At 69.7% G+C, this 17,297-nt stretch carries 14 protein-coding genes; 12 read left to right on the forward strand and 2 right to left on the reverse strand.

All coding sequences use genetic code 11. The features are described 5' to 3' along the window. The first annotated feature begins 7 nt into the window (after positions 1 to 7). From AACH11_RS01735 to AACH11_RS01790, 12 genes are all read left to right on the forward strand, one after another. Positions 8 to 586, forward strand: a complete 579-nt coding sequence (locus tag AACH11_RS01735) for a shikimate kinase (RefSeq protein ID WP_423228678.1) — start codon at positions 8 to 10, stop codon at positions 584 to 586. 48 nt (positions 587 to 634) lie between these two features. Beyond that, positions 635 to 1,741: a 3-dehydroquinate synthase gene (gene aroB, locus AACH11_RS01740; RefSeq protein ID WP_341372464.1), complete on the forward strand. Its 1,107-nt coding sequence runs from the start codon at positions 635 to 637 to the stop codon at positions 1,739 to 1,741. 161 nt (positions 1,742 to 1,902) lie between these two features. Then, on the forward strand, positions 1,903 to 3,078 hold the full coding sequence (locus AACH11_RS01745; protein WP_341372465.1) for a deoxyguanosinetriphosphate triphosphohydrolase: 1,176 nt from the start codon (positions 1,903 to 1,905) through the stop codon (positions 3,076 to 3,078). A 133-nt stretch (positions 3,079 to 3,211) separates the two neighbouring features. Beyond that, positions 3,212 to 3,922 (forward strand): transposase, encoded by a 711-nt coding sequence (locus tag AACH11_RS01750; RefSeq protein WP_341372466.1) that lies wholly within the window; start codon positions 3,212 to 3,214, stop codon positions 3,920 to 3,922. A 172-nt stretch (positions 3,923 to 4,094) separates the two neighbouring features. Beyond that, positions 4,095 to 8,879, forward strand: a complete 4,785-nt coding sequence (locus tag AACH11_RS01755; RefSeq protein WP_341372467.1) for a glutamate synthase-related protein — start codon at positions 4,095 to 4,097, stop codon at positions 8,877 to 8,879. Positions 8,880 to 8,915: 36 nt separating this feature from the next. Next, entirely contained in the window at positions 8,916 to 10,400 is a 1,485-nt protein-coding gene (locus tag AACH11_RS01760) for a glutamate synthase subunit beta (protein ID WP_341372468.1), read from the forward strand. Positions 10,401 to 10,595: 195 nt separating this feature from the next. Next, positions 10,596 to 11,447 (forward strand): ABC transporter ATP-binding protein, encoded by an 852-nt coding sequence (locus tag AACH11_RS01765; protein WP_341372469.1) that lies wholly within the window; start codon positions 10,596 to 10,598, stop codon positions 11,445 to 11,447. Further along, positions 11,444 to 12,229 (forward strand): lipid asymmetry maintenance ABC transporter permease subunit MlaE, encoded by a 786-nt coding sequence (gene mlaE / locus AACH11_RS01770; protein ID WP_341372470.1) that lies wholly within the window; start codon positions 11,444 to 11,446, stop codon positions 12,227 to 12,229. Before AACH11_RS01765 ends, mlaE begins: the two co-directional genes overlap by 4 nt. A 152-nt stretch (positions 12,230 to 12,381) precedes the next feature. Beyond that, positions 12,382 to 12,873, forward strand: a complete 492-nt coding sequence (mlaD, locus tag AACH11_RS01775; protein ID WP_341372471.1) for an outer membrane lipid asymmetry maintenance protein MlaD — start codon at positions 12,382 to 12,384, stop codon at positions 12,871 to 12,873. A gap of 50 nt (positions 12,874 to 12,923) precedes the next feature. Next, positions 12,924 to 13,766, forward strand: a complete 843-nt coding sequence (locus AACH11_RS01780; protein ID WP_341372472.1) for an MlaA family lipoprotein — start codon at positions 12,924 to 12,926, stop codon at positions 13,764 to 13,766. 88 nt (positions 13,767 to 13,854) lie between these two features. Next, positions 13,855 to 14,508 (forward strand): MlaC/ttg2D family ABC transporter substrate-binding protein, encoded by a 654-nt coding sequence (locus AACH11_RS01785; protein WP_341372473.1) that lies wholly within the window; start codon positions 13,855 to 13,857, stop codon positions 14,506 to 14,508. A gap of 34 nt (positions 14,509 to 14,542) precedes the next feature. Then, positions 14,543 to 14,830 carry an STAS domain-containing protein gene (locus tag AACH11_RS01790; protein ID WP_341372474.1) on the forward strand — a complete coding sequence of 96 codons (288 nt, stop codon included), beginning with the start codon at positions 14,543 to 14,545 and terminating at the stop codon, positions 14,828 to 14,830. Positions 14,831 to 14,848: 18 nt separating this feature from the next. Here AACH11_RS01790 and AACH11_RS01795 read toward each other — a convergent pair whose 3' ends face one another. Together AACH11_RS01795 and zwf are read right to left on the reverse strand one after the other, a co-directional pair. Then, positions 14,849 to 15,739: a MurR/RpiR family transcriptional regulator gene (locus AACH11_RS01795; RefSeq protein WP_341372639.1), complete on the reverse strand. Its 891-nt coding sequence runs from the start codon at positions 15,737 to 15,739 to the stop codon at positions 14,849 to 14,851. Between the two features lie 88 nt (positions 15,740 to 15,827). Beyond that, entirely contained in the window at positions 15,828 to 17,273 is a 1,446-nt protein-coding gene (gene zwf / locus AACH11_RS01800; protein ID WP_341372475.1) for a glucose-6-phosphate dehydrogenase, read from the reverse strand. Positions 17,274 to 17,297: the final 24 nt, after the last annotated feature.

Consider the following 17,297-nt stretch of genomic DNA (forward strand, 5'->3'; position numbering starts at 1 on the left):
CGTCGGCATGCCCGGCAGTGGCAAATCCACTGTCGGCAAGCAGCTGGCGCGTGCACTCGGCTGGCGGTTTCATGACAGTGACCACGAGATCGAGGCGCGCATCGGCACCTCGATCCGCGCCTTCTTCGAGCAGCAGGGGGAGCAGGCCTTCCGCGATCTGGAGCAGCAGGTGGTCGGCGAGCTGGCTGCGGCCGGGGGCTGCGTGCTCGCGACCGGTGGTGGCACGGTGCTGCGTGAGGCCAACCGCCAGGCGCTGCGGGCCTGCGGGCCGGTGATCTACCTGCGCTCTTCGCCCGAAGAGCTCTACCGCCGCCTGCGGCATGACACGGTGCGGCCGCTGCTGCAGGTGGCCGATCCGCTGCGCAAGCTGCGCGAGCTCTACGCGCAGCGCGATGCCCACTACCGCGATGCGGCCACCTACACCCTCGAGACCGGCCGGCCCTCGGTGCCGACGCTGGTCAACATGATCGTCATGCAGCTGGAGCTGGCCGGGCTGGTCGACGCCGATGCGGTGCGTGGCCGTCATGCCCGCAGCGAGCCGCCGGCTGAAGAGGGCTCGCCGGCCGGGGATGCGCCGCCGCTCTGAGCCGGCGTCCGGCGGCCCGCGCCGCGAGGCTCGCGGCATACTGCGGCCATGACTTCCGCCTCTCTGCGTCGCGTCACCACCGGCCTCGGTGATCGCAGCTACGACATCCTGATCGGCAGCGGCCTGCTGGACGCCGCGGCCACCTGGGACGGCCTTCCGGCCTCGGCCGATGCGCTGATCGTCAGCAACACCACCGTCGCGCCGCTGTATGCACAGCGCCTGCAGGCCGTGCTGGCCGCGCGCCACCGCCGCGTGCTGACGCTGTCGCTGCCCGATGGTGAGGCGCACAAGACGGCCGCCGTCCTCGAGCGCATCTACGACACGCTGCTGGAGCACGGCTGCGACCGCAAGACCGTGCTGTACGCGCTGGGCGGCGGCGTGGTCGGCGACATGACCGGCTTCGCGGCGGCCTGCTACATGCGTGGCGTGCCCTTCGTCCAGGTGCCGACCACGCTGCTGGCCCAGGTCGATTCCTCGGTCGGCGGCAAGACGGCGATCAACCATCCGCGCGGCAAGAACATGATCGGCGCGTTCTACCAGCCGCAGCGCGTGGTCTGCGATCTGGATCTGCTGCGCAGCCTGCCCGAGCGCGAGCTGTCGGCCGGTCTGGCCGAGGTGATCAAGTACGGTCCGATCGCCGATCCGGTCTTCCTCGACTGGATCGAGGCGAACATCGAGGCGCTGCGTGCGCGCGACGTCGAGGCGCTGGCCCATGCGGTGCAGCGTTCGTGCGAGATCAAGTCCGAGGTGGTCGGTGCCGACGAGCGCGAGAGCGGCCTGCGCGCGATCCTGAACTTCGGCCACACCTTCGGCCATGCGATCGAGGCGGGTCAGGGTTACGGCGTCTGGCTGCATGGCGAGGCCGTGGGTTGCGGCATGGTGCTGGCCGCCGAGCTGTCGGCCCGGCTCGGCCTGTGCGAGGCGGCGCTGGTGCCGCGTCTGGTGCGCCTGTGCGAGGCCGCCGGCCTGCCGGTGCGGGCGCCGGTCATGCCGACCGAGCGCTGGCTGCAGCTGATGCGCGTGGACAAGAAGGCCGAGGCCGGCGAGATCCGCTTCGTCCTGATCGACGGCCTGGGCCGCGCGGTGATGCGGTCGGCGCCGGATGCGCTGGTGGCCGAGGTCATCGCCGCGCACAGCGCGCCGGCGGTCGCCTGAGCCGGCGCCTGCGCGCGATGCCCGCAGACGCCGTGCCGGATCCGCTGGGCGCGGACGCTCCGCTCGCCCCGCAAGCCGCCCACCGGCCGGCTGCCGCGCCGGCCCGTCCTGCCGGGCAGGGCGGCCCTGGGTCTGGCGCCGTCTGGGCCCCCGCCGACCGCGTGCTCGCCCCCTGGGCCTGCGACGCGCGTCGCAGCCGCGGCCGCCGCCACCCGGAGCCGACGGCCTGGGATCGGGACGAGCACCAGCGCGACCGCGACCGCATCGTCCACTCCACCGCTTTCCGGCGCCTGGTCTACAAGACCCAGGTCTTCCTCAACCACGAGGGCGACCTGTTCCGCACCCGCTTGACGCATTCGCTGGAGGTGGCCCAGCTGGCGCGCACCATGGCCCGCAGCCTGGGCCTGAACGAGGACCTGACCGAGGCCATCGCCCTCGGCCACGACCTCGGCCATACCCCGTTCGGCCATGCCGGACAGGATGCGCTGCATGCCTGCATGGCCGACCACGGCGGCTTCGAGCACAACCTGCAGAGCCTGCGCGTGGTCGATCGGCTGGAGCAGCGCTATGCGTCCTTCGATGGCCTGAACCTGAGCTTCGAGGCCCGTGAAGGCCTGCTCAAGCACTGCAGCCGGCGCGATGCCGAATGGCTGGAGGCCGAGGAGCCGGGCGGGGTCGGCCGACGCTTCCTCGATGGCACGCGGCCGGCGCTGGAGGCCCAGCTCTGCGATCTGGCCGACACCATCGCCTACAACGCCCACGACATCGATGACGGCGTGCGTTCCGGCCTGCTGACGCTCGACGATCTGCAGGCCCTGGCGCCGATCGCGCGGCTGCAGGCCGAGGTGCTGGCGCGGCATCCGCAGCTCGGTGGTCGGCGCCTGTTGTCGGAGCTGCTGCGCCGCCTGTTGTCCGACCAGGTGCACGATCTGGTCGCCGCCACCGCGGCCCGCCTGGCCGAGCACCGGCCGGACAGCCCCGATGCGGTGCGCGCGCTGCCGCGCCTGGTCGGTTTCTCCGCGCCGATGGCCGAGGAGACGGCGACGATCAAGCGCTGGCTGTTCGCCTGGCTCTACCGCCATCCGCAGGTCACGCGCACGACCGACATCGCCCGCCGGGTGCTGCGCGAGCTGTTCGAGGCCTACCAGGCTGCGCCGCAGGAGATGCCGGCCGAGCATGCCCGGCGCGAGGATCGCGCCCGCGCGGTGGCCGATTACATCGCTGGCATGACCGACCGCTACGCCGGCCGCGAGCATGCCCGGCTGACCGGCCGGGACCTGTTCGCCGAGCTGGCGGCCTCCCAGCCGGCGCCCGGGCAGACGCTGCTCGATCTCTGAGCCCTGACGACTCTGCCGGCCGGCAGGGCCGATGGCCGGGGCCGGCGGCGGATCCCCCGGGCGTCGCCACCGGTGCGCCCTCGACCCGCGTGCGGCCCGCTTGGCCGACGACTGTCCTCCTCGCCTCCGTTCCATGGCCCGACTGCCCCGACTTGTCCTGCACGGACTGCCCCATCTGGTCAGCCTCCACGGTCACAGTGGACGGGTCATCGCGCCGGACGAGATCGACCGCCAGGCGCTGCTGACGGCCTTGCGTGAGGCGGTGCGCCTGCACGGCGTGGCCGTTCATGCCTGGACGCTGGCCGACGACCATCTGCATCTGCTGGTCACGCCCGCCACCGATGACGCGCTCGGCCGTGCGATGCAGGACTTCGGCCGGCGCTATGTCGCCGGCTACAACCGGCGCCACGGCAGCAGTGGCAGCCTGTGGGCCGGCCGCTTCCGTGCGGCCGTCCTGCAGCCGGGCGCGTGGTCGTTGCAGGCGCTGCTGTTCATCGACGGGCATGCCGGCCGGCGGGGTGGCCCGGTGCTGCCCGCGGCCGACGAGCCGCCGCGCAGCAGCGCGCACCACCATCTGGGCTGGCTGCGCGATCCGCTGCTCAGCCCGGTGCCGGGTTACTGGGCCTTGGGCAACACGCCGTTCGAGCGGGAGGCGGCCTACCGGGCCTGCTTGCTGGAAGGGCAGGGCGCGGCCCGCCTGCAGTCCCTGACCCGTGCGGCCCGCCATGGCTGGGCCTGCGGCGAGGACGACTGGGTGCAGGCCCTGGCTGCCCGTGCCGGAGACCGGCCCCTGGCGCCCCGTCCGCGCGGGCGCCCCGTGAAGGTGCGTCCGGACACGGCCTGAAGCTTGCTGTGTCCCCACCCCGCCCCTCGACGTTTTGATCTGTCCCCATTAACGTCCGAGGGACGCGGAGATCCTGAATGAAAAAGGGTCTGACCCCATTTAATGTCGCTTGTGGCCCGCGCTGCAGCGCAGTAAATTCCGCACCCCCACGTAGATTGCGCAGGAGCGTCCGATGAGCTCGTCCATCGCCCAGAACCCCCAAGCCCTGCCGGTCCCGGCCGGCGCCACCGCCGCGGAGATCCGGGCCCTGGCCGAACAAGGTCTGTACGACCCGGCTCGCGAGAAGGACGCCTGTGGCGTCGGCTTCGTCGCCCACATCAAGGGCCACAAGGCGCACAGCATCGTCGCAGGCGGCCTGAAGATCCTGGAGAACCTGGACCACCGGGGCGCCGTCGGTGCCGATGCGCTGATGGGCGACGGTGCCGGCATCCTGATCCAGATCCCGGACGAGTTCTTCCGCGCCGAGATGGCCGTCCAGGGCGTGACCCTGCCGCCCCCGGGCGAGTACGGCGTCGGCATGATCTTCCTGCCGAAGGAGCACGCCAGCCGTCTGGCCTGTGAGCACGAGCTCGAGCGCGCCGTCAAGGCCGAGGGCCAGGTGCTGCTGGGCTGGCGCGACGTGCCGGTCAACAAGGACATGCCGATGTCCCCGGCCGTGCGCGAGAAGGAGCCGGTGATCCGCCAGATCTTCATCGGCCGCGGCGCCGACGTGATCGTGCCGGACGCGCTCGAGCGCAAGCTGTACGTGATCCGCAAGACGGCCAGCGCCGCGATCCAGAAGCTGCAGCTGACGCACAGCCACGAGTACTACGTGCCCAGCATGAGCTGCCGCACGATCATCTACAAGGGCCTGCTGCTGGCCGATCAGGTCGGCACCTACTACCTGGACCTGCAGGACGCGCGCACCGTCTCGGCCCTGGCCCTGGTGCACCAGCGCTTCTCGACCAACACCTTCCCGGAGTGGCCGCTGGCCCACCCGTACCGGATGGTGGCCCACAACGGTGAGATCAACACCGTCAAGGGCAACTTCAACTGGATGCGCGCCCGCGAAGGCGTGATGAAGAGCCCGGTGCTCGGCGACGACCTGAAGAAGCTGTATCCGATCAGCTTCGAAGGCCAGTCCGACACGGCCACTTTCGACAACGCGCTCGAGCTGCTGACGATGTCGGGCTACCCGCTCGCGCACGCGGCCATGATGATGATCCCGGAAGCCTGGGAGAACCATGAGCTGATGGACGAGCGCCGCCGTGCCTTCTACGAGTACCACGCCGCGATGATCGAGCCGTGGGACGGCCCGGCCGCGATGGTCTTCACCGACGGCAAGCAGATCGGCGCCACGCTGGATCGCAACGGCCTGCGCCCGGCCCGCTACATCGTCACCGACGACGACCTGGTGGTCATGGCCTCGGAGTCGGGCACGCTGCCCTTCCCCGAGAACAAGATCGTCAAGAAGTGGCGTCTGCAGCCGGGCAAGATGTTCCTGATCGACTTCGAGCAGGGCCGCATCGTCGACGACGAGGAACTGAAGAACCAGTACGCGTCGGCCCGTCCGTACCGTCAGTGGATCGAGAACGTCCGCGTCAAGCTGGAAGACCTGACCCCTGGCGCGGCCGCGCCGGCCGTCGCCGAGTCGCTGCTCGACCGCCAGCAGGCCTTCGGCATGACCCAGGAGGACGTCAAGTTCCTGCTGGCGCCGATGGCCGCCGCCGGCGAGGAGGCGATCGGCTCGATGGGCAACGACAGCCCGCTGGCCGTGCTGTCGAGCAAGGACAAGCCGCTCTACAACTACTTCAAGCAGCTGTTCGCCCAGGTCACGAACCCGCCGATCGATCCGATCCGCGAGGCCATCGTGATGTCGCTCAACAGCTTCATCGGCCCGAAGCCGAACCTGCTGGACATCAACGCGGTCAACCCGCCGATGCGCCTCGAGGTGCACCAGCCGGTGCTGGACTTCGCCGGCATGGCGCGTCTGCGCAACATCGCCGCCAGCACCCACGGCAAGTTCAAGAGCTACGAGCTCGACATCACCTACCCGCTGGGCTGGGGCCGTGAGGGCGTCGAGGCCAAGCTGGCCAGCCTGTGCGCCGAGGCCGTGGACGCGCTCAAGAGCGGCCACAACATCCTGATCATCACCGACCGGGCGATGAGCCGCACCCAGGTGGCGATCCCGGCGCTGCTGGCGCTGTCGGCCGTGCACCACCATCTGGTGCGCGAGGGCCTGCGCACGACCGCCGGCCTGGTGGTCGAGACCGGCTCGGCGCGCGAGGTGCACCACTTCGCCGTGCTGGCCGGCTACGGCGCCGAGGCCGTGCATCCCTATCTGGCGATGGAGACCCTGGTCGACCTGCACCAGACGCTGCCGGGCGATCTGTCGGCCGACAAGGCGATCTACAACTACGTCAAGGCGATCGGCAAGGGCCTGTCGAAGATCATGTCCAAGATGGGCGTGTCGACGTACATGAGCTACTGCGGCGCCCAGCTGTTCGAGGCGATCGGCCTGGAGAAGACCTTCGTCCAGAAGTACTTCCGCGGCACCGCCACGCAGGTGGCCGGCATCGGCGTGTTCGAGGTGGCCGAGGAAGCCCTGCGCATGCACCGTGCCGCCTTCGGCGACGATCCGGTGCTGGCCAACGCCCTGGAGGCCGGCGGCGAGTACGCCTGGCGCGCCCGTGGCGAGGAGCACATGTGGACGCCGGACGCGATCGCCAAGCTGCAGCACAGCACGCGCTCGGGCAAGTTCGAGACCTACAAGGAATACGCGCAGCTCATCAACGACCAGAGCAAGCGTCACCTGACGCTGCGCGGCCTGTTCGAGTTCAAGATCGATCCGTCCAAGGCGATTCCGCTGGAAGAGGTCGAGCCGGCGGCCGAGATCGTCAAGCGCTTCGCCACCGGTGCGATGTCGCTGGGCTCGATCTCGACCGAGGCCCACTCGACGCTGGCGCTGGCGATGAACCGCATCGGCGGCAAGTCCAACACCGGTGAGGGCGGCGAGGATCCGGCGCGCTACCGCAACGAGCTCAAGGGCATCAAGATCACCGCTGGCACCAAGGTGTCGGACGTCGTCGGACAGTCGGTCATCGCGGCCGACTACGAGATGAAGGACGGTGACAGCCTGCGCTCGAAGATCAAGCAGGTGGCCTCGGGCCGGTTCGGCGTCACGACCGAATACCTGGTCTCGGCCGACCAGATCCAGATCAAGATGGCCCAGGGTGCCAAGCCGGGCGAGGGCGGCCAGCTGCCGGGCGGCAAGGTCTCCGAGTACATCGGTTTCCTGCGTTACTCGGTGCCGGGCGTCGGCCTGATCAGCCCGCCGCCGCACCACGACATCTACTCGATCGAGGATCTGGCCCAACTGATCCACGATCTGAAGAACGCCAACCCGCGCGCCAGCATCAGCACCAAGCTGGTGTCGGAAGTGGGCGTGGGCACCATCGCCGCGGGCGTGGCCAAGTGCAAGAGCGACCACATCGTGATCGCCGGCCATGACGGTGGCACCGGCGCCTCGCCGTGGAGCTCGATCAAGCACTGCGGCACGCCGTGGGAGCTGGGCCTGGCCGAGACGCAGCAGACCCTGGTGCTGAACCGCCTGCGGGCCCGTGTGCGGGTGCAGGCCGACGGCCAGATGAAGACCGGCCGCGACGTCGTCATCGGCGCGCTGCTGGGCGCCGACGAGTTCGGCTTCGCCACCGCGCCGCTGGTGGTCGAGGGCTGCATCATGATGCGCAAGTGCCACCTGAACACCTGCCCGGTGGGCGTGGCCACGCAGGATCCGACGCTGCGCGCCAAGTTCTCGGGCAAGCCCGAGCACGTGGTGAACTACTTCTTCTTCGTCGCCGAGGAAGCGCGCCAGATCATGGCCCAGCTGGGCATCCGCAGCTTCGACGAGCTGGTCGGCCGTGCGGACCTGCTGGACACCCGCAAGGCCATCACCCACTGGAAGGCCAAGGGCCTGGACTTCAGCAAGGTGTTCCATCTGCCGGCCGTGCCGGCCGACGTGCCGCGTCGCCAGGTCGCCGACCAGGACCATGGCCTGGACAAGGCGCTGGACGTGCAGCTGATCGAGAAGTGCCAACCCGCCATCCTGAGGGGCGAGAAGGTGCAGTTCATGCAGGACGTGCGCAACGTCAACCGCACGGTCGGCACCATGCTGTCCGGCGAGCTGATCAAGCACCGTCCGGAAGGTCTGCCGGACCAGTCCATCTTCATCCAGATGGAGGGCACGGGCGGCCAGAGCTTCGGTGCCTTCCTGGCCCCGGGCATCTCGCTGTACCTGATCGGCGAGGCCAACGACTACACCGGCAAGGGCCTGTCGGGTGGCCGCATCGTCGTGCGTCCGTCGATCGACTTCCGCGGTGACGCGAGCAAGAACATCATCGTCGGCAACACGGTGCTGTTCGGCGCCACCAGCGGCGAGGCCTTCTTCCGCGGCGTGGCCGGCGAGCGTTTCGCCGTCCGCCTGTCGGGCGCCACCACGGTGGTCGAGGGCACCGGCGACCACGGCTGCGAGTACATGACCGGCGGCACCGCCGTCGTGCTGGGCAAGACCGGCCGCAACTTCGCCGCCGGCATGAGCGGTGGCGTGGCCTATGTCTACGACGAGGACGGCCAGTTCGCCAAGCGCTGCAACACGGCCCAGGTCGCCCTCGACAAGGTGCTGTCGGCGGCCGAGCAGGAAGCATCGGTCGACCGCGCCATCTGGCACAAGGGCGAGACCGACGAGGCCCTGCTGAAGAAGCTGATCGAGCAGCACCACAGCTGGACCGGCTCGCTGCGTGCGCGCGAGATCCTCGACGACTGGGCGGCCGCACGCCAGAAGTTCGTCAAGGTCTTCCCGCACGAGTACAAGCGCGCGCTGGGTGAGATCAACGCCGCCAAGGCCACCGGCGAGACCATCGCCAAGGCCAAGGGTGAGCCCAAGGCCGCCGCCGCGGTCAAGGCTCCGGCCGCCAAGTAAGCCCGCACCCGAGCGACAGATCACAGGAAGAGCATCATGGGAAAAGTCACCGGCTTCATGGAGTTCGAGCGCCTGGAAGAGGGCTACGAACCGGCCGACAAGCGCGTCAGGAACTACAAGGAATTCGTCATCGGGCTGACCCCCGAGCAGGCGAAGGTCCAGGGTGCGCGCTGCATGGACTGCGGCACGCCGTTCTGCAACAACGGCTGCCCGGTCAACAACATCATCCCGGACTTCAACGACCTGGTGTATCGCGGTGACTGGGCCGAGGCCATCACCACGCTGCACAGCACGAACAACTTCCCCGAGTTCACCGGTCGCATCTGCCCGGCGCCGTGCGAGGCCGCCTGCGTGGCCAACATCAACGGCGACGCCATCGGCATCAAGTCGATCGAGCACGCGATCATCGACCGCGCCTGGGCCGAGGGCTGGGTCAAGCCGCAGGCGGCCGCCCGCAAGACCGGCAAGAAGGTCGCCGTCATCGGCTCCGGTCCGGCCGGCCTGGCCGCGGCCCAGCAGCTGGCGCGTGCCGGCCACGACGTGACGGTGTTCGAGAAGAACAGCCGTCTGGGCGGCCTGCTGCGCTACGGCATCCCCGACTTCAAGCTCGAGAAGAGCCACATCGACCGCCGCGTGGCGCAGATGGAAGCCGAGGGCGTGGTGTTCAAGACCTCCACCCTGATCGGTGCCATGCCGACCGAGGGCGCGGGTGCCAAGGTCACCAACGACGCCAAGACCGTCATCAGCGCCGAGGAGCTGAAGGCGCAGTTCGACGCCGTCGTGCTGGCCGGTGGCTCCGAGCAGAGCCGCGACCTGCCGGTGCCGGGCCGCGATCTGGACGGCATCCATTTCGCGATGGAGTTCCTGCCGCAGCAGAACAAGGTCAACGCGGGCGACAAGCTCAAGGGCCAGCTGCGCGCCGACGGCAAGCACGTGATCGTCATCGGCGGTGGTGACACCGGCAGCGACTGCGTGGGCACCAGCAACCGCCACGGTGCGGCCAGCGTCACCCAGTTCGAGGTCATGCCCGAGCCGCCGGTCAGCGAGAACAAGTCGCTGACCTGGCCGTACTGGCCGATCAAGCTGCGCACCTCGTCCAGCCATGACGAGGGCTGCGTGCGCGAGTTCGCGATCTCCACCAAGGAGTTCGTCGGCGATGGCAAGAAGGGTGGCAAGGTCACGGCCCTGAAGACCGTGGGCGTGAAGTTCGAGGGCGGCAAGCTCGTCGAGATCCCGGGCACCGAGAAGGAATACAAGGCCGATCTGGTGCTGCTGGCCATGGGTTTCACCAACCCGCTGGCGCCGGTGCTGGAAGCCTTCGGTGTCGACAAGGACGCCCGTGGCAATGCCAAGGCCGGTACCGACGACCTGGGCGGCTACAAGACCAACGCCGACAAGGTGTTCGTCGCCGGCGACATGCGCCGTGGCCAGTCGCTGGTGGTCTGGGCCATCCGCGAGGGCCGTCAGGCCGCGCGTGAGGTCGACCGTTTCCTGATGGGCGAGACCACGCTGCCGCGCTGATCCGCGCGCCACCGACGGACGGGCCCCAGGGCCCGGTCCCTTCATCGAGGCCGGTCCCTGGACCGGCCTTCGTCATTCTTGGCGAGCCCCTCACCCCGCGTTCACGCGCCCGTGCGGACCCCGTGCCACAATCCGTGGCAACCAGCATTCCAGGGGGTATGCGGACATCTGCGGTCTTCGTCCGCAGCGGTCGCCATGCGCCCCGCCGTCCCACCCTTGAGCTCCGACGCCTTCATCGAGATCGACCACGTCACGTTCGGCTATGACGAGCGGCGTCTGATCCTCAACGACCTGAGCCTGCGCTTCCAGCGAGGCCAGGTCACGTCGGTGCTGGGCAATTCCGGCTGTGGCAAGACCACGCTGCTGCGCCTGATCGGCGGCGTGCACGCACCCAACAGCGGACGTGTGGTGTTCGACGGCGAGCTGATCGACACGCGCGATCAGGCCCAGCTCTACCGCTTGCGCCGGCGGCTGGGCATGCTGTTCCAGTTCGGCGCCCTGTTCACCGACCTGTCGGTCTTCGACAACGTCGCCTTCCCGCTGCGCGAGATGAGCGACCTGAGCGAGTCGATGATCCGCGACGTCGTGCTGATGAAGCTCAATGCCGTCGGACTGCGCGGTGCCGCGGGCCTGAAGATCTCCGAGGTCTCCGGCGGCATGGCGCGGCGCATCGCGCTGGCCCGCGCCATCGCCCTCGACCCTGAGCTGATCATGTATGACGAGCCCTTCGCCGGTCTCGATCTGATCAGCATGGGCGTGGCGGCCAAGCTGATCCGCACGCTCAACGACGTCACCGGCGCCACCACGCTGCTGATCAGCCACGATGTGCCCGAGTGCATGGCCATCTCCGACTGGGTGGTGCTGCTGGCCACCGGTGGCCGCGTCGTCGCCCAGGGCACGCCGGCCGAGCTGATGGCGTCCACCGATCCGGAGGTGCGCCAGTTCGTGCGCGGCGAGCCCGACGGGCCGGTCAAGTTCCACTATCCGGCGCCCGAGATCGCGGTCGATTTCGGTCTGGCCCGTGCCGCTGACGGAGGCCGCGCATGATCGACCGCGTCGCGGCCATCGGGGCTGCCGTGCTGCGCCTGCTGGCCGGCTGGGGCCACGCGGCCCTGTTCTTCTTCTCGCTGCTGCGTGCGGTGCCGGCGGCGCTGCGGCGCTTCGGCCTCGTCGTCGCCCAGATCCACGCCATCGGCAACCGGTCGCTGGTGATCATCCTGGCGTCCGGGCTGGCGGTGGGCTTCGTGCTGGCGCTGCAGATGTACTACGCGCTGGTCACCTACGGCGCGACCGAGTCGCTGGGCCTGATCGTCAACCTCTCGCTGGTGCGCGAGCTCGGGCCGGTGGTCACCGCCTTGTTGTTCGCCGGCCGCGCCGGCACCTCGCTGACGGCCGAGATCGGCCTGATGAAGGCCGGTGAGCAGATCGCCGCGATGGAGCTGATGGCCATCGATCCGCGCGTGCGCGTGCTGGCCCCCCGCTTCCTCGGCGGCGTGATCGCGATGCCGCTGTTGGCCATCCTGTTCTCGGCCGTGGGCATCATCGGCGCCTGGCTGGTGGCGGTCGGTCTGATCGGCGTGGACGCCGGCAACTTCTGGTCGATCCAGCAAAATGGCGTCGACATCTGGCGCGATGTCGGCAACGGGGTCGTCAAGAGCGCGGTGTTCGGCGTGATCTGCACGGCCGTGGCGCTCTACCAGGGCCACGAGACCGAGGCGACGCCCGAAGGCGTCGCCTACGCCACCACCCGCACCGTCGTGACCTCGTCGCTGGCGGTGCTGAGCATGGACTTCCTGCTGACCGCGCTGATGTTCTCGTCGCCGCGCTGAGCCGCTGGCGCTGGCGGTCCTGCCGCCCTCGCGTCGGATCCTCCGACCCCGTGGTACCCGGGGTCTTTCCGCTTCCGATCCACTGGTACCACGAGATGGACGCGTCTCCCGGCAGCCGGCCTCCGTGCCGCCGTGGCGACGCGATGATGACGATGGCAAAACGAAACCTCGAGATCCTGGTCGGCCTGTTCGTGCTGCTCGGTGCGGCCGCCCTGGTCTTCATCGCGCTGAAGGCCGCCAACCTGGCCAGCTTCTCCGGCGGTGACACCTACACGCTGCAGGCCCGCTTCGACAACATCGGCGGCCTCAAGGCGCGGGCGCCGGTGCGTTCGGCGGGTGTGGTCGTCGGCCGCATCGACAGCGTCCGCCTGGATCCCAAGACCTTCCAGGGCGTGGTCACGCTGCATGTCCAGCGCACCTACCAGTTCCCGAAGGACACGGTGGCCAAGATCCTGACCGCCGGCCTGCTCGGCGACCAGTACATCGGCCTGGAGCCCGGTGGCGACGATGCCAGCCTGGCCGAAGGCGAGACCATCGCGCAGACCCAGTCGGCCGTCGTGCTGGAGAACCTGATCGGCCAGTTCATGACCGGCAAGGCGGCGGACGCTGGCAGCAGCGGCGCGGCCGCCGAGGGCGCCCAGTGATGCCGCGCCGCGGCTGCGGTGCGCCGGTGTCCCGCACGGTCGGCGGCGCCATGCAACGCCGCCTGCGCACGGCCGCGCTGGCATCGCTGATGGCGCTGGCGGCGGGTGTCGGCCCGGCCTGCGCGCAGGCGGGCGCCCAGACCACCGCTCCGTCGGAGCGATCGGCCACGGCCGGTGTGCGGTCGGCCGATCCCTGGGAGTCCTGGAACCGCAAGGTCTTCGCCTTCAACGATGTGCTGGACCGCCATCTGATGCAGCCGGTGGCCGAAGGCTACCGTGCCGCCGTGCCTCAACTGGTGCGCACCGGGATCGGCAACTTCTTCGGCAACCTCGGCGACCTGTGGTCGGCGGCCAACCACCTGATGCAGGGCAAGGGCGAGGACGGGGTGAAGATGGGGATGCGCTTCCTCACCAACACCGCCTTCGGCCTGGGCGGCGTGCTGGACTTCGCCACCGACCTCGGCCTGCCGCGCCGCAGCGAGGATTTCGGCCAGACGCTGGGCCGCTGGGGCGTCGGTGCGGGGCCGTATCTGGTGCTGCCGGTGCTGGGCCCGTCGACGCTGCGTGACACCGGTGGCCTGGTGCTGGACTACGCGAGCTACCCGACCCAGCGCATCGAGCGCGAGGCGCTGCGCTACGGCACCACCGGCCTGCGCCTGGTCGACACCCGCGCCGGCCTGCTCGACACCACCGGCCTGCTCGACCAGGTCGCCCTGGACCGCTACAGCTTCATGCGCGACGCCTGGCTGCAGCGCCGGCTCGACCAGGTGCTGGATGGCGCCGTGCCGGTCGCCCCGCTGGAGAGCTTCGACGATCCGGGCGACTCCGAGCCGGCCCCGGCCCCGGCGGCATCCGCCTCCGCACCGGCCGCTGCCGCCTCCGTTGCCCGCTGATCCGCTGATCCGCTCCGCCGTCGTGCACCGGATGCGCTGCCCGCGCGTTGTGGACGTCGGACCCTCTGTCCGTTCAGGATCCAAGACCATGTACAAGCCCCTCGTCGCCCGTCTGACCCTCGGCCTGCAACTCGCCCTCGGCGTGGCCACCGCCGGTGCGCTGGCCGTGCCGCTGGCCGCCCACGCCGCCGAGACCGCTCCCGATGCGCTGGTGCGCCAGATCTCCGGTGAGGTCATCGCCGCGGCCAAGGCCGACAAGGCCATCCAGGCGGGCGACATCCACAAGATCATCACGCTGGTCGATGCCAAGGTGATGCCGGCGCTGAACTTCGAGGTGATGACCCGCTCGGCCGTCGGTCCGCAGTGGCGCGGCGCCACCGCCGAGCAGCGCACGAAGCTGCAGGCCGAGTTCAAGACGTTGCTGGTGCGGGTCTACGCCGGTGCGCTCACGCAGATCAAGGACGCCAACGTCGAGATCCTGAAGACGCTGCCGGTGGCCGGCAGCAAGCAGGTCGTCGTGCAGTCGCAGGTCGTCGTCGGCAAGGGCGAGCCGGTCAAGCTCGACTACCGGATGGAGCCGGCCGGCGAGAGCTGGAAGGTCATCGACGTCAATGTCGGCGGCATCTGGCTGGTCGGCAGCTACCGCTCGCAGTTCGCGCAGGAGCTCAACGCCGGTGGCATCGACAACCTGATCGCCAAGCTGGTCGAGCGCAACGCCAAGGCCGCGGGCGGCAAGGGCTGAGCCGCGCCTGACCCCCGGAACACGGAGCCTGACGATGAGCCTTGCCCCGACCCTTGCCGCAGCCCTGCCCGAGCGTCTGACGATGGCCGAGGCCCGTGCGACGCTGGCGCGCCTGCAGCCGGTCTTCGACGGTGCCCAGGGCGATCTGGCGCTGGACGCGACGGCGCTGCGTGAGCTCGACAGTGCGGCGCTCGCCGTGTTGCTGCACGGCCAGCGCACGCTGCAGGCCCGCGGCCATCGCCTGCAGCTGGTCGGGGCGCCCGGCAAGCTGGGCGAGCTGGCGCGCATGTACGGCGTGGCCCCGCTCCTCGGCCTGGACTGAGGCGCGGCGCGCGGGCGCTCAGTCCGCGTCGTCCTCGCGGTCCTGGCCCGGCATCGCGTAGCGCTTGGCCCGCAGCTGGCGCTTGATCTCCTGCATCAGCGGCCGCAGCGTCGGGCCCAGCTTGAGCGCCACGCCGGTGGACAGGATGTCGACGATCATCAGGTGCAGCAGCCGCGAGACCATCGGGCTGTAGCGGTCGAAGTCCTCGGGGTGATCGGCCGCCAGCAGCACCTGGTTGTGGCTCTGCGCGAACTGCGCCAGCGGCGAGCCGCTGGCCGTCACCACGATCACCCGTGCGCCCTTGCGGCGCGCGATGTCGGCCGCGTCCAGCAGGTCACGGCTGCGGCCGGAGTTGCTGAAGATCACCGCGCAGTCGCCGGGCTTGAGCATGGTCGCGCTCATCACCTGCACATGGCCGTCGCTGCAGGCCGCGGTGTTGATGCCCAGGCGGAAGAGCTTGTGCTGCGCATCCTGCGCCACGATGCCGGAGTTGCCGACACCGTAGAACTCGATGCGCTGGCGCTTGCGGGCGCTGTCGGCCATCGCGTCGATCGCCTGCTCGAAGGCATGGCTGGTCGCGCTGTTGCGGTACTTCAGCATCGCCGCGACCGCGTTGTCGATCACCTTGACGATCAGGTCGCCTGCCTTGTCGTCCTCGTCGACCGCGCGGTGGACGAAGGGCACGCCCTCGTTGACGGTGCCGGCCAGCTTGAGCTTGAAATCGGCCAGGCCGTCATAGCCCACGCTGCGGCAGAAGCGCACCACGGTGGGCTTGCTGACATGGGACCGCTCGGCCAGTTCGGCCACCGGCAGCGAGGCGAAGCTGCGCGGATCGGACAGCAGCAGCTTGGCCACACGTTGCTCGGCCGGTGGCAGCGCAGGCATCGAGGCGCGCACGCGTTCGAGCATCGACATCGTTGTTCTCCTCAGATCGGGCGGCAGCAGCGCCGCCCAGGCGCGGGTCCGGCCGTGGCGGTGTGCCGCGGCCGGTCGGCGCTCATTGTTCCTCGTCCCAGGCGTAGCCGTCGCGCGCGACCATCGCGCTGGAGGCCGGCGGGCCCCAGCTGCCGGCGGTGTAGCCGCGCGGGCCGTTCGGGTCGTTCGCCCAGGCTTCGAGGATGGGCATCACCCAGCGCCAGGCCTGTTCCTGCTCGTCGCTGCGGACGAACAGGTTCAGCCGGCCGGCGATCGCGTCGAGCAGCAGGCGTTCGTAGGCGCCCACGCGATCGGTCGGGAAGGCCTTGTCGAAGTCCAGGTCGAGACTGACCGGCGCCAGCTGTTCGCCCTGGGCGCCGCCCTTGGCCGCCAGCAGGTGCAGCTCCAGGCCGTCCTCGGGCTGCAGCTTGATCACCAGCTTGTTGGCGCGCGCCGAGCCCGGGAAGATCGGGTGCGGCACCTCGCGGAAGTTGACGATGATCTGCGCCGCGCGGCCGGCCATGCGCTTGCCGGTGCGCAGGTAGAAGGGCACGCCGGCCCAGCGCCAGTTCTGCACCTCGGTGCGGATGGCGACGAAGGTCTCGCAGTGGCTGCCGGCCGGCACCTTGACCTCGTCGAGGTAGCCGTTGACCGACTGGCCGCCGATGCCGCCGGCCTTGTACTGGCCGCGCACCACGTCACGGGCCACGCATTCGGGCGTGAAGGGCTTGAGGCTGCGCAGCACCTTGAGCTTCTCGTCGCGGATGGCGTCGGCGTCGTTGGACGACGGCGGCTCCATCGCGATCATGGTCAGCAGCTGCAGCGCATGGTTCTGGATCATGTCGCGCAGCGCACCGGTCTTGTCGTAGTAGTCGCCACGGGTGCCCACGCCCAGGCTCTCGGCCAGCGTGATCTGGATGTTGGCGATGCTCTGACGGTTCCACAGCGGCTCGAACAGCGCGTTGCCGAAGCGCAGCGCCATCAGGTTCTGCACCGCCGGCTTGCCGAGGTAGTGGTCGATGCGGAAGGCCTGGCGCTCGTCGAAGACGGCACGCACGACGCGGTTGATCTCGAGCGCGCTGGCCAGATCGTGGCCCAGCGGCTTTTCCAGCACCACGCGCACCTTGGGGCCGTTCAGGCCGGCGGCGCCCAGCTGCTCGCAGATGACGGGGAACAGGTAGGGGCTGGTGGCCAGGTAGAGCACGGCCGTGTCGGCACCGCGCGCGTCGATCCAGTCCTTCAGGCCGGCGTAGTGCTCGGGCTTGGACAGGTCCATGCGGCGGTAGTGCAGCAGCTCGGCGAACTTCGCGAACTCCTCGTCGCTCGGGCGCTTGGCGCTGTCGACCTCGACGAAGCGGTCCTTGATGAAGGCGCGGTACTCGTCGTCGCTGCGTTCGTCGCGGGCCACGGCCAGGATGCGGCCGCCCTCGGGCAGCTTGCCGTGGCGGAAGGCCTGGAACAGCGCCGGCATCAGCTTGCGCCAGGTGAGGTCGCCGGTGCCGCCGAAGAAGACGAGATCGAAGGACATGATGAGGTCGTGGGCTGCGGGACA

Source organism: Pseudaquabacterium rugosum (assembly GCF_038066575.1).
GTDB classification, from domain to species: domain Bacteria; phylum Pseudomonadota; class Gammaproteobacteria; order Burkholderiales; family Burkholderiaceae_C; genus Pseudaquabacterium; species Pseudaquabacterium rugosum.

Excerpts from the sequence above, each read along its gene's own strand:
- AACH11_RS01735 (WP_423228678.1), top strand. The coding sequence starts at position 8 with ATGCCCGGCAGTGGCAAATCCACTGTCGGCAAGCAGCTGGCGCGTGCA.
- aroB (WP_341372464.1), top strand. The coding sequence starts at position 635 with ATGACTTCCGCCTCTCTGCGTCGCGTCACCACCGGCCTCGGTGATCGC.
- AACH11_RS01750 (WP_341372466.1), top strand. The coding sequence starts at position 3,212 with ATGGCCCGACTGCCCCGACTTGTCCTGCACGGACTGCCCCATCTGGTC.
- AACH11_RS01755 (WP_341372467.1), top strand. The coding sequence starts at position 4,095 with ATGAGCTCGTCCATCGCCCAGAACCCCCAAGCCCTGCCGGTCCCGGCC.
- AACH11_RS01760 (WP_341372468.1), top strand. The coding sequence starts at position 8,916 with ATGGGAAAAGTCACCGGCTTCATGGAGTTCGAGCGCCTGGAAGAGGGC.
- AACH11_RS01765 (WP_341372469.1), top strand. The coding sequence starts at position 10,596 with ATGCGCCCCGCCGTCCCACCCTTGAGCTCCGACGCCTTCATCGAGATC.
- mlaE (WP_341372470.1), top strand. The coding sequence starts at position 11,444 with ATGATCGACCGCGTCGCGGCCATCGGGGCTGCCGTGCTGCGCCTGCTG.
- mlaD (WP_341372471.1), top strand. The coding sequence starts at position 12,382 with ATGGCAAAACGAAACCTCGAGATCCTGGTCGGCCTGTTCGTGCTGCTC.
- AACH11_RS01780 (WP_341372472.1), top strand. The coding sequence starts at position 12,924 with ATGCAACGCCGCCTGCGCACGGCCGCGCTGGCATCGCTGATGGCGCTG.
- AACH11_RS01785 (WP_341372473.1), top strand. The coding sequence starts at position 13,855 with ATGTACAAGCCCCTCGTCGCCCGTCTGACCCTCGGCCTGCAACTCGCC.
- AACH11_RS01790 (WP_341372474.1), top strand. The coding sequence starts at position 14,543 with ATGAGCCTTGCCCCGACCCTTGCCGCAGCCCTGCCCGAGCGTCTGACG.
- AACH11_RS01795 (WP_341372639.1), bottom strand. The coding sequence starts at position 15,739 with ATGCTCGAACGCGTGCGCGCCTCGATGCCTGCGCTGCCACCGGCCGAG.
- zwf (WP_341372475.1), bottom strand. The coding sequence starts at position 17,273 with ATGTCCTTCGATCTCGTCTTCTTCGGCGGCACCGGCGACCTCACCTGG.